The sequence below is a fragment of the Bartonella capreoli genome, from assembly GCF_902813205.1.
Classification (GTDB): Bacteria; Pseudomonadota; Alphaproteobacteria; order Rhizobiales; family Rhizobiaceae; genus Bartonella; species Bartonella schoenbuchensis.
This window is the reverse complement of record NZ_CADDZX010000387.1, coordinates 1-388: the sequence shown is the minus strand read 5'-3', so window position 1 is coordinate 388 and position 388 is coordinate 1. Positions and strand designations below refer to the sequence as shown.

Below are 388 nucleotides of genomic sequence, written 5' to 3'. Positions count from 1 at the left end.
GTTTCTTATAAATAAAAGTGGTATCTTCATCGGCTATTTTTTACAAATTAAAATATTATCAATCTTTAATAGAGTTTATAAGAATCGCTAAAATGGGTGAGTGCAATACCTGATGCTGTGGCTACATTGAGGCTGTCGAAGCCATGAGCCATTGGAATACGTAAGGTGTCTGATTTTTGTAGTACATGGCTTGGTAAGCCATCCCCTTCTGTTCCCAAAATAAGGGCTGTCCTTTTTGTTATTTTTGCTTGTTTTAGAGTGCATGGGCTAGAGGGAGAAAGCGCATAAAGATGAAAGTCTACATCGTGTAAAGCTGTTATAATGTTATTAATATCGGCGCCTTGTGTATAGGGTATCTTGAGAGTTGCACCAGCAGAAACTCTGATTG

1 protein-coding gene is annotated in these 388 nt (G+C 37.9%); it reads right to left on the bottom strand.

Annotated features, from left to right (window positions below; genetic code table 11):
• Positions 1-65: 65 nt before the first annotated feature.
• Positions 66-388, bottom strand: a 323-nt coding sequence (locus J7R05_RS08930; RefSeq protein ID WP_281388252.1) for a TrmH family RNA methyltransferase, incomplete at its 5' end; no start/stop codon positions are given.